This is a genomic window from Streptomyces chattanoogensis (assembly GCF_001294335.1).
In the GTDB taxonomy this organism is placed as follows: domain Bacteria; phylum Actinomycetota; class Actinomycetes; order Streptomycetales; family Streptomycetaceae; genus Streptomyces; species Streptomyces chattanoogensis.
Window position 1 is genome coordinate 88342 of record NZ_LGKG01000068.1, and the last position, 13876, is coordinate 102217.

The 13876-nt window shown below is 73.3% G+C and carries 9 protein-coding genes and 1 tRNA gene; 7 read left to right on the top strand and 3 right to left on the bottom strand.

The annotated features are described in order from the left end of the window. Positions 1 to 170 precede the first annotated feature (170 nt). Genes ADL29_RS09345 through ADL29_RS09355 form a run of 3 tightly spaced genes read left to right on the top strand, consistent with a single transcriptional unit; the run spans position 171 to position 5499 of the window. The gene (locus ADL29_RS09345; protein WP_046927803.1) at positions 171 to 1067 is read left to right on the top strand and encodes an FAD binding domain-containing protein; all 897 of its coding nucleotides are present in this window, start codon (positions 171 to 173) and stop codon (positions 1065 to 1067) included. Beyond that, positions 1064 to 3175 carry a 2Fe-2S iron-sulfur cluster-binding protein gene (locus ADL29_RS09350; protein WP_063788425.1) on the top strand — a complete coding sequence of 704 codons (2112 nt, stop codon included), beginning with the start codon at positions 1064 to 1066 and terminating at the stop codon, positions 3173 to 3175. Before ADL29_RS09345 ends, ADL29_RS09350 begins: the two co-directional genes overlap by 4 nt. Beyond that, positions 3172 to 5499: a xanthine dehydrogenase family protein molybdopterin-binding subunit gene (locus tag ADL29_RS09355; RefSeq protein WP_053923221.1), complete on the top strand. Its 2328-nt coding sequence runs from the start codon at positions 3172 to 3174 to the stop codon at positions 5497 to 5499. The genes ADL29_RS09350 and ADL29_RS09355 overlap by 4 nt, the downstream gene beginning before the upstream one ends. Before the next feature lie 192 nt (positions 5500 to 5691). Here the strand turns inward: ADL29_RS09355 and ADL29_RS09360 are convergent. Further along, a tRNA-Cys gene (locus ADL29_RS09360) sits at positions 5692 to 5766 on the bottom strand. A gap of 143 nt (positions 5767 to 5909) precedes the next feature. After that, positions 5910 to 7550, bottom strand: coding sequence for a hypothetical protein (locus tag ADL29_RS09365; RefSeq protein WP_053923222.1), 1641 nt, complete (start codon positions 7548 to 7550; stop codon positions 5910 to 5912). A gap of 259 nt (positions 7551 to 7809) precedes the next feature. Here ADL29_RS09365 and ADL29_RS09370 point away from each other — a divergent pair, with 259 nt between their 5' ends. The 4 genes from ADL29_RS09370 (at position 7810) to ADL29_RS09385 (ending at position 13399) form a co-directional block, all read left to right on the top strand. After that, on the top strand, positions 7810 to 9282 hold the full coding sequence (locus ADL29_RS09370) for an MFS transporter (protein ID WP_053923223.1): 1473 nt from the start codon (positions 7810 to 7812) through the stop codon (positions 9280 to 9282). 463 nt (positions 9283 to 9745) lie between these two features. Next, a complete protein-coding gene (locus ADL29_RS09375) occupies positions 9746 to 11542 on the top strand; it encodes a DEAD/DEAH box helicase (protein WP_053923224.1) in 1797 nt (598 codons plus the stop codon). A 307-nt stretch (positions 11543 to 11849) separates the two neighbouring features. Next, on the top strand, positions 11850 to 12491 hold the full coding sequence (locus tag ADL29_RS09380) for an IclR family transcriptional regulator (protein WP_046927817.1): 642 nt from the start codon (positions 11850 to 11852) through the stop codon (positions 12489 to 12491). A gap of 122 nt (positions 12492 to 12613) precedes the next feature. Beyond that, entirely contained in the window at positions 12614 to 13399 is a 786-nt protein-coding gene (locus ADL29_RS09385) for a S16 family serine protease (protein ID WP_053923225.1), read from the top strand. Positions 13400 to 13432: 33 nt separating this feature from the next. Here the strand turns inward: ADL29_RS09385 and ADL29_RS09390 are convergent, their stop codons facing one another. Next, on the bottom strand, positions 13433 to 13855 hold the full coding sequence (locus ADL29_RS09390) for a hypothetical protein (RefSeq protein WP_053923226.1): 423 nt from the start codon (positions 13853 to 13855) through the stop codon (positions 13433 to 13435). Positions 13856 to 13876: the final 21 nt, after the last annotated feature.

Consider the following 13876-nt stretch of genomic DNA (forward strand, 5'->3'; position numbering starts at 1 on the left):
CCGGCGGACGAAACCGGACCAGAACGCCGCATGGGGACGGAACGCCGGTTCGCGGACCCTGTCTCCGTGGATCCGGGAAGATGTGCCAGAGTTGCCACGTCCGGGCCGTGAGCACGTACCGTACGGCGGAGCGGCGGAACAGCCGGGACACCGGGGAAGGGGCAGCTGGCTTGACCACCCACGCACCGCAGGCGTCACCAACGGTGACACTGCCGGCCTCGCTCGACGAGGCGGTGGCGGCGCTCACCGCCATGCCCACCGCCGTACCGGTCGCGGGGGGCACCGACCTCATGGCGGCCGTCAACGCCGGACTCCTCAGACCCGCAGCCCTGGTGGGCCTCGGCAGGATCAGCGAGATCCGCGGCTGGCAGTACCAGGACGGCCATGCCCTGCTCGGTGCCGGTCTCACCCTCGCCCGGATGGGGCGCCCCGACTTCGCCGCGCTGATCCCGGGCCTGGCCGCCGCCGCCCGCGCCGCCGGTCCCCCGCAGATCCGCAACGCCGGGACGCTCGGCGGCAATATCGTCACCTCCGCCCCCACCGGCGACACCCTGCCCGTGCTCGCCGCCCTCGAAGCGACCGTGATCATCGCCGGCCCCGGCGGCACCCGCCGCGAGATCCCGGTCAGCCACCTCCTGGCGGGCCGGGAGATGCTGCACCCCGGTGAACTCGTCGGCTTCGTACGGGTGCCGCTGCTGCACGCCCCGCAGACCTTCCTCAAGGCCACCGGCCGTACCGGCCCCGGGCGGGCCACCGCCTCGGTCGCGCTGGTCCTGGACCCGGCCCGGCGCGGGGTGCGCTGCGCCGTCGGCGCCGTCGCCGCGATGCCGCTGCGCCCTCTGGAGGCCGAGCAGTGGGTGGCCTCGCTCATCGACTGGGACGGCGAACGCGGCCTGGTGCCCGAGGCCCTGACGGCCTTCGGCGACTATGTGGCCGCCGCATGCATTCCCGACCCGGCGCCGCCGCAGGACGGGTCGGAACCGGTGACCCTGCCGCCCGCCGCACTGCATCTGCGCCGTACGGTGGCAGCCCTGGCCCGCCGCGCACTTGGGAGGGCGCTCGCGTGAGCAACGACCACCACACCCCGCAGCAGCCGCACCCCGAACAGGGCTGGCAGCCGCTCCCGCAGGGCGGCGAGTACGAGCAGGAGGCGACGGCCTTCGTCCAGCTTCCGGAGGGCTTCACCACCGGGGGCTACCGGGCCGTGCCCGGCTACAACCCTCCCGGCACCGACCCGCTCGCCGCGCCCGGACACGGCTACACCCCGCCGTCCTCCTTCACCCGGCACACCGCCGAGCCGCCGGTCCCGGACGCCGGCACCGACCCGGCCGCGACCGGCCAGTGGACGATGCCGTTCGCGGACCCGTCGGCCGGATACGCCGACCCGTCCGCCGGATACCCGGCACACACGGGGCACACCGCCCACACGGGAGACTCCGGCCCTTCCGGCCACCCGGGACACCAGGAAGCCGCCGCGATCTACCAGGGCGGTGCGCCGGGGGCGGCGCAGCCGTGGGGCGGCAACCAGGTGGACTGGCCGGTCGCGGGCAGCGCGGAGGCGACCGGCGCCGCCGCGGCGTGGTCGGTCCCGGCGGCCGCGGACGACGTCCTGGAGGAGTCCGGTGAGTATCTGGTCGGCGACGACGGCCTGACGGGGCACCAGGGGCACACCGGGCACGGCGCCGCCGACTACCAGGGCGGCGGCTACCAGGACACCTACGGCGGCGCAGAGGCCCCGGCGGACCCCGGCGCGACCGGCCGCACCGGGCACTGGAACCTCGCGGCCGGCCTGAGCGCCACGACCGGCGCGCCGGGGCAGGACGAGGCCGCCGCCGGTCCCTACGCGACGGAGAGCAGCCCGGCGGGCGGCGGAGAACCGGTGGACGGCGATCCGTACGGGACCGCCGCGGGCCAGGAGGACGCCCCGGCCGCCGGTGCCACCGGGCACTGGTCGCTGCCGGCCGACGCGCTGGCCCAGTGGCCGCCCGCCCCGCAGGAGGAGGCGCACCGCCCTGAGGAGGCGGCGCCGAGCATAGGTGCCGGTCACGGCGCCGGCGCCGAGCAGTGGGCGGTCCCGGCGGCCGAGGGGGAACAGCCCGGGCATTCCGGTGAGTTCGCGATCGCCCCGGCGCCCGAGGCCGGCGCGGAAGCCGGAGCGGAAGCGGTCGTCGGCGACGCGTACGGGTCCTATGAGGCCTACGAGACGTACGAGGAGCCCCCGGCGGCGGCCGGCGAGGAGCGGCACCCCGACGGGGGCGAGCGCGCGGCCCAGGTGGCCGACGCGGGTGCGGCCGCGGAGCCGGACCCGGCGGCGGGCCGGGTGACGGCCGGTCCGGAGACGGGCCAGGAGGCGGAGGACGGCACGGCGCCCGCCCCGTCGCCTGTGGACGGTCAGGCGCAGGACGCGCCGCTCGGCGTACCCCGGGCGGCCGGGCCGGGCGAGCAGTCGGAGCCCGCCGACGACGACCTCACCGGCCCCGCTCCCGACGAGGCCGCCCCCGCCGGGCAGCCGCACGACGAACACCCCACCGCCTCCTACGTCCTGCGCGTGAACGGCACCGACCGGCCCGTCACGGACTCCTGGATCGGCGAATCGCTGCTCTACGTGCTGCGCGAGCGGCTCGGCCTCGCGGGCGCCAAGGACGGCTGCTCGCAGGGCGAGTGCGGGGCCTGCTCCGTCCAGGTGGACGGGCGGCTCGTCGCGTCCTGCCTGGTGCCCGCGGCCACCACGGCCGGCAGCGACGTCCGTACGGTCGAGGGGCTCGCCCAGGACGGCGTGCCCTCCGACGTGCAGCGGGCGCTGGCCGCGTCCGGTGCCGTGCAGTGCGGCTTCTGCGTACCCGGCATGGCGATGACCGTGCACGACCTGCTGGAGGGCAACCACGCCCCCAGCGAGCTGGAGACCCGTAAGGCTCTGTGCGGGAACCTGTGCCGGTGCTCCGGCTACCGGGGCGTGCTGGACGCCGTCGAGGAGGTCGTCAAGGCCCGTGCGGAGGCCGCCGAGGCCGCGCACGCCGCCGAGACCCCGCCGGACACGCCCGCGGAGACGCCCCGTATCCCCCACCAGGCGGGCCCCTCGGACCCCACTGGCCACACCCCGCACCACCAGGGTTCCCCCGGCCACCACCCCCACCAGGGGCCGGGCGCCGATTCGCAGACGGGAGGCGCCGCATGACCGGCACCGCAGACGCCGCGACCGCGACCACCCCCGTGGCCGGCGTCCCGACCCCTCCCGTCGAGCCGCCGCCGCACGGCCTGGGTGTCTCCCTGCCGGCCGCGGACGCCTCCGCGAAGACCCAGGGCACCTTCCCGTACGCCGCCGACCTGTGGGCCGAGGGGCTGCTGTGGGCCGCGGTGCTGCGCTCACCGCACCCGCGCGCGCGGATCGTGTCCATCGACACCCGGCACGCGGTGGAGATGGAGGGCGTCCGCGCCGTCCTCACCCATGAGGACGTCCCCGGCGACGCGGGCCACGGCCGGGGCGTCGCCGACCGCCCGGTCTTCGCCAAGGACGAGGTCCGCCACCACGGCGAGCCGATCGCCGCGGTGGCCGCCGACCACCCCGACACCGCACGGCTGGCCGCCGCCGCCATCGCCGTCGAGTACGAGGTCCTGGAGGCCGTCACCGACCCCCAGCTGGCCTTCGAGGCCGAGCCGTTGCACCCCGACGGCAATCTCATCCGGCACATCCCGCTCCGCTTCGGCGACCCGGAGGCGGTCGGCGAGGTGATGGTCGAGGGCCTCTACCGGATCGGCCGCCAGGACCCGGCGCCCATCGGGGCCGAGGCCGGGCTCGCGGTGCCGCGCCCCGACGGCGGCGTGGAGATCTACACCGCCTCCACCGACCCGCACACCGACCGCGATCTGGCCGCCGCCTCCTTCGGCCTCGACCCGGAGCGCGTCAAGGTCGTGGTGACCGGCGTCCCCGGCGCCACCGCCGACCGCGAGGACCCCGGCATCCAGCTCTCGCTCGGCCTGCTGGCGCTGCGTACGGGCTGCCCGGTCAAGCTCGCCGCCACCCGTGAGGAGTCCTTCCTCGCGCACGCCCACCGCCACCCCACCCTGCTGCGCTACCGCCACCACGCCGACGCCGACGGCAAGCTGGTCAAGGTGGAGGCGCAGATCCTGATGGACGCCGGCGCCTACGCGGACACCTCCGCAGAGGCGCTGGCCGCCGCCGTCTCCTTCGCCTGCGGCCCGTACGTCGTCCCGCACGCCGTCGTCGAGGGCTGGGCGGTGCGCACCAACAACCCGCCGTCCGGCCATATGCGCGGCGAGGGCGCGATGCAGGTCTGCGCGGCCTACGAGGGCCAGATGGACAAGCTGGCCGCCCAGCTGGGCCTGGAGTCCGACGAGATCCGGATGCGCAACGTGATGGCCACCGGGGACCTGCTGCCCACCGGCCAGACCGTCACCTGCCCGGCCCCCGTCGCCGAGCTCCTGAGCGCCGTCAAGGAAGCGCCGCTGCCCGAGCTGCCCAAGGACACCCCCGAAGCGGAATGGCTGCTGCCGGGCGGGCCCGAGGGCGCGGGCGAGCCGGGCGCGGTGCGGCGCGGTGTCGGCTACGCCCTGGGCATGGTGCACATGCTCGGCGCCGAGGGCACCGACGAGGTCTCCACCGCCACCGTCAAGGTCAGCGGCTCGGTCGCCACCGTCATCTGCGCGGCCGTCGAGACGGGTTCGGGCTTCTCCACCCTGGCCCGGCAGATCGTCCAGGAGACCCTCGGGGTCGAGGAGGTGCACGTCGCGGGCGTCGACACCGACCAGCCCCCGGCCGGCCCCGCCTGCCACGGCCGGCACACCTGGGTCTCCGGCGGCGCCGTCGAACGTGCCGCCAAGATGGTCCGGACGCAGCTTCTCCAGCCGCTGGCCCACAAGTTCGGCATGTCCACCGAGCTGCTCACCATCACCGACGGCAAGATCACCTCGTACGACGGGGTGCTCAGCACGACCGTCGCGGAGGCGCTGGACGGCAAGGAGCTGTGGGCCACCGCCCAGTGCCGCCCGCACCCCACCGAACCGCTCGACGACAACGGTCAGGGCGACGCCTTCGTCGGCCTCGCCTTCTGCGCGATCCGCTGCGTCGCCGACGTGGACATCGAGCTGGGCACCATCAGGGTCGTCGAGATGACCGTCGCCCAGGACGTGGGCCGGGTGCTCAACCCGCGCCAGCTGCAAGCGCGCATCGAGGCCGGTGTCACGCAGGGGCTGGGCGCCGCCCTGATGGAGAACCTGCGCACCACCCGCGGCCAGGTCCGCCACCCCGACCTCACGGGCTACGCCCTGCCGACCGCCCTCGACGCCCCCGACATCCGCATAGTCAAACTCGTCGAGGAACGCGACGTGGTCGCCCCCTTCGGCGCCAAGGCCGCCAGCGCCGTCCCGGTCGTCACCTCCCCGGCCGCCGTGGCCTGTGCCGTACGCGCCGCCACCGGCCGCCCCATCGGCCGCCTCCCGATCCGCCCGCAGGCGGCGGTGGCGCAGGTGGTGCAGCAGTAGGGGCGGGCCCGGCCCACCGGGACGCACGCACAAAGGGGCGGCACCCTTTCCGGGATGCCGCCCCTTTGCTCTGCCGGTCAGGCCGGTGGATCCTGCGCAGCGGTCATGGTCCCCATGCTGGACGGGGCCTCGGCGGACGGGATGAGCACGCGGACTCGAACAGCGTGAGCAGGTGCGTACATGTGGTGCGCATGGAGGCCGTGGCGGGATTCGAACCCGCGTAACTCGCTTTGCAGGCGAGCCCCTGAACCACTCGGGCACACGGCCGGGTTGAGATGTGCTGCTGCGGTGCTGCGGTGATGTCCCGACCCTAAGGCGCGGGGTGGGGGGCCGGGCAAGGGTGCCCGGCGGGCTGCCATGAGGCTGCAATGCGGGGTTCATGAAAGCCGCCGGGCGACCCGGTGGTGCGGTCAGGACGGCGGTGCGGTGTCGCGTACCGCGACCAGGCCGTTGAAGACGCCCGCGTAGGCCGTGCCGTCCGGGCCGAGGGTGATCGGGGCCCAGTCGTTGTCGTAGAGCGGGCCGGTGCCGGTCAGGCGCTTGAAGCGGGTCCGGCCGGTGCGGAAGTCGACGGCGGTCAGGTACCAGGCGTCGATGCCCAGGCGGTTGGGTTCCTTTGTGTAGAAGTAGAGCAGGCCGTTGGCGGTGGAGAGTTTGGCGACGCTGGAGGGGGCGCGTTCCGTGCTCTCCCAGACGGTGTCGCAGCCGCTGCCGTCCGGCCGGATGTCGACCCGGGTGATGCCGCCGACCACCGACTTGCCGAAGAGGAGCGAGGTGACGTTCTCGTAGCCGTAGTTGTTCTCGACGACGAGGCTGTTGCCGTAGCCGATGAGGGAGTTGTCGGTGGTGGAGGCGCCGGAGCCGAAGACCGGGACGGTGCACAGCAGGCGGCCGGCGTGCGGGCCGGTGCGGCGGTAGACCAGGACGTGCATCCGGTCGTCGGCGTTGTCGGTGATGGCCACGTAGGGGTGGGCCGCGTCGCCGAGAAGGGTGGGGGTGGTGCCGGAACCCTGGTTGACGGACCCGGGTTTGCCGCCCGTACCGCGGTCGTAGGCGCGGCGCCACTGGATGCGGGGAGTGCCGTCCGCGTCCGCGCGCAGGCTGTAGAGGGCGTGGTCGGAGACGAGGGAGACCCCGTCCCGGGCCGCCGAGAAGCTGTTCTGGATCTCCTCACCGGGCAGCCGGACGGTGCGTACGGCGCCGCTGTCCGGGGCGATGGTGCCGATCCGGCCCTTCCGGGTGACCCACCAGATCCGGCCGTCCCAGTCCGGCTGGACGGAGGTGACCGGGTCGCACTCGCCGCGCGGGTGGAGGTTGGTCCAGCCGACGCAGTCGTGCGGGACGTAGGGGGTGAGATCCCAGTCGTTGTCCACCGTGAAGTGCCAGGAGCCGTCGGCCGCCCGGGTGTGGGACAGCCGCAGGACGTGCTGACGGGAGTCGGCGAGGACGACACGGTCCTCGTTGTCGAGGTAGAAGTACGCGCCGCCCGACGTGTCCTTGAAGATCTTGGAGAAGTCGAGGCGGGTGATCGCCTCGACGGTGGAGGGACGCTGCGGCAGTTTGTACTCGGCGAGGGTGGCCAGGGTCCCGGGGTCCAGCAGCTTGAGCCGGAAGCCCTGGAAGGTGCCGCAGACGGTCAGGAGCCGGCCGTCGCGGTCGAAGGTGACCGTCGCGCACTCGCCGCCGAGCGCGGCCATCTTCTCGCTGGTCACGGTGGGCCGGTTGCCCAGCGGTCCGGGGAACGGATGGGTGTCGCTGCTCGCGCCGTCGCCGTGCATACCGGCCCGGCCGTTGGGCGCCAGATACGGGTGCTGGGGCGGCGCCTGGTCCGCGGGGAGCGGGTCGGCGGCGGCCGGGGAACCCTCGTACCGAGGGACCAGCCGGTGCCCGGGGGCGGGCGGTATCGGCGCCGCCTGCGCGTCCGGGGCGGATGCCACGGAGACGGGGAGGGCGAGCAGCCACGCGGCCAGGACCGCGCCGGCGCGCGCCCCGAGCCGCCGTCCGGGCGCCCTGCTCCGTCTGTCCAGCGTCCCAATCAGCCTTGTCTGCATACGAGTTCCTTCATCCGTCGGCAACGGCGGACGAGGGTAGGACGGGAAAGATGCACAGTCCATGCTTTCCGGCCCGCCGGCATGCAGCGTTCATACCGCCTTCATGCTTCATGGGTTGTCATGGGCCGTCATCGGCCGTCATGGCTGTCATCGGCACCACGCTGCCCGGGGTCAGGACCTTGGGCCTAAGCCCCACGCCCGACCGGATCCCCGCCCCCGGACAGGGGCGCAGTCACATTTCGGCCCTTACGCTGGCCCGATGACCGCCGACCACCCCGACCCGGGCGACACCGACGTCACCGCCCCCGACGACCGCCCCGCCATACCCGGACCCCGGCGTCCGCCCCCGGACCGGGCGGCGGACGGCGGGGTGCTGTCCCGCCCGTACCGTGCGCTGACCCTCGGCATCATCTCCGTCGTCTGCCTCGTCGCCTTCGAGGCGAGCGCGGTGAACACCGCGATGCCGGTCGCCGCCCGCGCCCTGGACGGCATCGGCCTCTACGCCTTCGCCTTCTCCGCCTACTTCACGGCGAGCCTGTTCGCCATGCCGCTCTCGGGCGAGTGGTGCGACCGGCGCGGGCCGCTCGCGCCGCTGTTCACCGGGATCGCGGCGTTCGGGGCGGGGCTGCTGGTCGCGGGCGGCGCGGGAACCATGGGGATGTTCGTCGCGGGCCGCGGGGTGCAGGGCATCGGCGGCGGGCTGGTGGTCGTCGCGCTGTACGTCGTGGTCGGCCGCGCCTACCCCGAGCGGCTGCGCCCGTCGGTCATGGCGTCCTTCTCGGCGGCCTGGGTGGTGCCGGTGATCGCCGGCCCGCTGGTCTCCGGCACGGTCACCGAACACCTCGGCTGGCGCTGGGTGTTCCTCTCCATCCCCGTCCTCATACTGCTGCCGCTCGCGGTGATGTTCCCGGCGCTGCGCAAGCTGCCCCGTACGGAGCGGGGCGAGGGCGGTGACGTGCGCCACATCCTGGGCAGCCGGCGCTGTCTGCTCGCACTGGCCGTCGCGGCCGGTGCGTGCCTGGTGCAGTACGCGGGGCAGCACCCGGGCTGGTTCGCCCTGCTGCCCGCCGCCGTGGGGGCCGCGCTGCTGGTCCCGGGCATCGTACGGCTGCTGCCCCGTGGCACGTTCCGGGCGGCGCGCGGCCTGCCGGCCGTCATCCTCATGCGCGGCCTGGCCGCCGGGGCGCTGGTCGCCGCCGAGAGTTTCATCCCTCTGATGCTGGTCACCCAGCGCGGTCTGTCCGCCACCCTGGCCGGCCTCTCCCTCACCGGCGGCGGCCTGACCTGGGCGCTCGGCTCGTACGTACAGAGCCGGCCGCGCCTCGAGCCGTACCGGGAACGGCTGATGGGCCTGGGAATGGCCCTTCTGGCCGCCGCGATCGTGATGGTGCCGTCGGTGCTGCTCGACGGGGTTCCGGTCTGGATCGTCGCGGTGGCCTGGACGCTCGGCGACTTCGGCATGGGGCTCACCATCTCCAGCGGCGGCGTGCTGCTGCTGAAGCTGTCCCGGCCGGAGGAGGCGGGCATCAACGCGGCGTCGCTGCAGATATCGGATGCCCTGGGAAATGTCGCGTTCGTGGGGGTGAGCGGGGTGCTGTTCGTAGCCTTCGGCGGGGTTGCCGTGGGCGGAGCCGACGAGGGGCACCCGGCCGCGTTCGTCGCCGTCTTCGCGGCGATGGCGGTGGTGGCGGCGGTAAGTGCCGTCGTTTCGAGCCGGTTGCGCCCTGCGTAGGCCGGTCCGCTGCGCTTTGCCTGGGCCGTACGTTGTCGGCTTTCCCGCCGTGGTGTCTTCTCGCCGTTGCGCCTGCGGCGGGCGGTGCCGCTGCGCGGGGCTGTTCGGCAGCGGCGCCGGGCTTACACGGCTCCGCCGCTACAGCCCGGCACCTCCCCGTTGGGGTGGGGAGGACGGTGGGGGCGTATGTGATCGGTCAGGTGCGCCTGTCGGATCGGTCACAGCCGAACGGGACCTTCAACGCCCGCCCCCACCGGCCTCTCAACCCCCCACCCACGGGAGGGGACGGACCGTAGGACGAAGTCCGTAGGGTCGGCCCCGCTCCCGACAAACCCCCGCCCGCCGCAGGCGCAACGGCGACAAACCCCCACGGCGGGACGGCCGACAACGTGGGGAGAGACCAGCAAAGCGCAGCGGCTAGGCTGAGCCGGTTGCCGATCCCCGACCCAGCCCGACGGAGACCGTGACTACCACCACCAGTGCCACCAACAACCACCACCTGTCCCCGGCCTTTCCGGGACGGGCCCCCTGGGGTACCGCGAACAAGCTGCGTGCCTGGCAGCAGGCGGCCATGGACCGGTACATCCAGACCCAGCCGAGAGACTTCCTCGCCGTCGCGACGCCCGGCGCCGGCAAGACGACCTTCGCGCTCACCCTCGCCTCCTGGTTGCTGCACCACCACGTCGTGCAGCAGGTGACGGTCGTCGCGCCGACCGAGCATCTGAAGAAGCAGTGGGCGGAGGCGGCGGCCCGGATCGGGATCAAGCTCGACCCGGAGTACAGCGCCGGCCCGCTGGGCCGCGAGTACCACGGCATTGCGATCACCTACGCGGGTGTCGGCGTCCGGCCGATGCTGCACCGGAACCGGATCGAGCAGCGGAAGACCCTGGTCATCCTCGACGAGATCCACCACGCCGGTGACTCGAAGTCGTGGGGCGAGGCGTGCCTGGAGGCGTTCGAGCCGGCCACCCGGCGGCTCGCGCTGACCGGTACGCCGTTCCGGTCGGACACCAACCCGATCCCGTTCGTGACGTACGAGGAGGGCAACGACGGCATCCGCCGCTCCTCGGCCGACTACACCTACGGCTACGGGAACGCCCTGGGCGACGGCGTCGTCCGGCCCGTCATCTTCCTCTCCTACAGCGGCAACATGCGCTGGCGGACCAAGGCGGGGGACGAGATCGCGGCCCGGCTCGGGGAGCCGATGACCAAGGACGCGGTCTCGCAGGCGTGGCGTACCGCCCTCGATCCGCGCGGCGACTGGATGCCGAATGTGCTGCGCGCGGCCGACCGGCGGCTGACGGAGGTCAGGAAGTCCATTCCGGACGCGGGCGCCCTGGTCATCGCCTCGGACCAGGAGCAGGCCCGGGCCTACGCCAAGCTGATCCGTGAGATCACCGGGCACGGCGCCACCCTGGTCCTGTCCGACGACTCCGGGGCCTCCCAGCGCATCGACGACTTCTCGCAGTCCGACGACCGGTGGATGGTCGCGGTGCGGATGGTGTCGGAGGGCGTCGACGTACCGCGGCTGGCGGTCGGGGTGTATGCCACCACCATCTCCACGCCGCTGTTCTTCGCGCAGGCGGTGGGCCGCTTCGTACGGTCGCGGCGCCGTGGCGAGACCGCCTCCGTCTTCCTGCCCACCGTCCCGATGCTGCTCGGCTTCGCCAACGAGATGGAGGTCGAGCGCGACCACGTGCTCGACAAGCCGAAGAAGGACGGGGAGGAAGACCCCTACGCCGAGTCCGAGAAGGAGATGGACGAGGCGAACAAGGAGCAGGACGAGGACACCGGCGAGCAGGAGCAGTTCTCGTTCGAGGCGCTGGAGTCGGAGGCGGTCTTCGACCGGGTCCTCTACGACGGCGCCGAATTCGGCATGCAGGCGCACGCGGGCAGCGAGGAGGAGCAGGACTACCTCGGCATCCCCGGGCTGCTGGAGCCCGACCAGGTGCAGATGCTGCTGCAGAAGCGGCAGGCCCGGCAGATAGCCCACAGCAGGAAGAAGCCGGACGCCGAGGCCGATCTGCTGGAGCTGCCCGCCGAGCGGCGCCCGGTGGTCAGCCACAAGGAGATGCTGGAGCTCAGAAAGCAGCTGAACACGCTGGTCGGCGCGTATGTGCACCAGAGCGGCAAGCCGCACGGGGTGATCCACACCGAGCTGCGGCGGGTGTGCGGGGGACCGCCGAGCGCGGAGGCCACGGCCGGGCAGCTGAACGAGCGGATCAAGAAGGTACGGGAGTGGGCGACGCGGATGCGGTGAGCCGCGCTCCCCTCCGGAGCCACCGGCTTCCCGTCTCGCGTAGTGGGCGGTGCACCTCTGACGGTGCGCCGCCCGTCGTCATTCCTGGGATCATTCCGGATATTCCGGGCGCGGAAGCCCGGATTCTGGACGGACTCTTCCGCTGACCGGACTTGCTCGCTACTGTCCCGGTCACGCACACGCCCCGTGGCAGCGCCGCCGCGGAGCGCAGCCGGTGCATGCGGCCGGCGGCCTCTTGCGACGCTGCAACGGGATACACGCAGCTCGCGTCCTGCACGAGCGCCGCCACTCACACAGGAGGGGCGTCGTGACAGCGGAGACCTCCCAGACGCTTGACCGGGGCCTGCGGGTCCTCAAACTTCTCGCCGACACCGACCACGGGCTGACCGTCACCGAGCTGTCCAACAAGCTCGGCGTCAACCGCACCGTCGTCTACCGTCTGCTGGCGACCCTGGAGCAGCACGCTCTGGTGCGCCGGGACATAGGCGGCCGGGCCAGAGTCGGCCTCGGGGTGCTCCGCCTGGGCCGCCAGGTGCATCCGCTGGTCAGAGAGGCGGCGCTGCCCGCGCTGCGCTCGCTCGCCGAGGACATCGGCGCCACCGCGCATCTGACCCTGGTCGACGGCACCGAGGCGCTGGCCGTCGCGGTGGTCGAGCCCACCTGGACGGACTACCACGTCGCGTACCGGGCCGGTTTCCGTCATCCGCTGGACCGGGGTGCCGCCGGCCGGGCCATCCTCAAGGCCCGCCAGGGCTACACCCAGGACGCCGGACTCGCCCTGACACACGGCGAGCTGGAGGCCGGGGCCAGTGGAGCGGCGGCGCCGCTGCTCGGGGTGAGCGGTATCGAGGGCAGTGTGGGTGTGGTGATGCTCGCCGACACCGTCTCGGAGCGGATCGGGCCGCGGGTGGTCGAGGCGGCCCGGGAGGTGTCGGAGGCGCTGCGGTGACCTCGCGGCCGGCCGCCGGGGCGTCCCCAGTACGGCCCGGTCCTGTGAAGGCGCCGTGGCCGAGTCGTGATGCCGCAGCGCCTTGAGGGGCTGGTGAGGGAGGGGTCATCTAGGCTGGCGGGGTGTCTGCACGCGTTCGCGCCCTTTCGGTCTGCACCGCCCTCGTCCTCGCCCTTCTCCTCACGGCCGCCCTGGCGCCGCTGCCGTACTCGGTCGCCTATCCCGGGATGACGGCCAATGTGCTCGGTGAGGACAAGGGCAAGCCGGTGATCACCATCACCGGCGCCGGTACCCGCAAGACGGGCGGCCAGCTGCGGATGACCTCCATCGTCGCTACCGGACCGGACGCCTCCGTCCGGCTTCCGGACATCCTCAACGCCTGGTTCCGTACGGACGAGGCGGCGATGCCGCGCGAGGCGGTCTATCCGGTGGGCGAGAACACCGAGGAGATCGCGGAGCACAACGCGAAGCAGATGAAGCACTCCCAGGACACCGCCACCGCCGCCGCGCTGCACCAGCTGAACAGGTCGCCCAAGGGCATCAAGGTCAAGCTGAGCCTCGCGGACGTCGGCGGGCCCAGTGCCGGGCTGATGTTCGCGCTCGGCATCGTCGACAAGCTGGCCGGCGACGGCAAGGGCGGCGATCTGACCGGCGGCCGCACCATCGCGGGCACCGGCACCATCACCGCGGAGGGCAAGGTCGGCGCGGTCGGCGGCGTCGCCCTCAAGACCCAGGCGGCGCACCGCGACGGCGCCACCGTCTTCCTGGTCCCCCGGCAGGAGTGTTCCGACGCCCGTGCCGAGCTTCCCCGGGGTGTGCGGCTGGTCCCGGTCACCACTCTGGGCGGCGCGCTCGACGCCCTCAAGGCCCTCAACTCCGGGGGCAGCGTGCCGAGTTGCCCGAGTTAGCGGAGTCGAGGGCCCGGGCGGACACCGCCGTGCTCAGAGGGTGGCGATGACTTCCTCGGACTGGGTGGAGAACGAGCCGTTCTCGTCCCAGTAGAAGACGGTGACCTTCACCTTGTCGCCCTTGACGAAGCCCTTGCCGGCCGGCGTGAGCTTCATCTGCACGGCGCGGGTGCCGAAGTCGCAGGTGAGCTTGGCCGCGTCGAGGGCTCCCGCGGCGCTCTTCTTCCCGCCGGTGACCTTGGTGGCGTAGCCGGTCACCTGGAGGTTCACGCCGGTGTCGCACGAGTACTTGATGTTCAGCTCCGGGCCCGACTTGGCCAGCGAGACCTTGTCGATGGCCAGCAGGTTGGCCTTGGCCGAGGCCGTGGGTGCGGCGGCCAGGGTGCCGGCAACGGCCAGCGCGGCGACGGTGGCGGCACCGGCGAGGCGGCGTCGGACTATTCGGGATGCCTTCATGGAGTTCCTTCCCCCTGCATG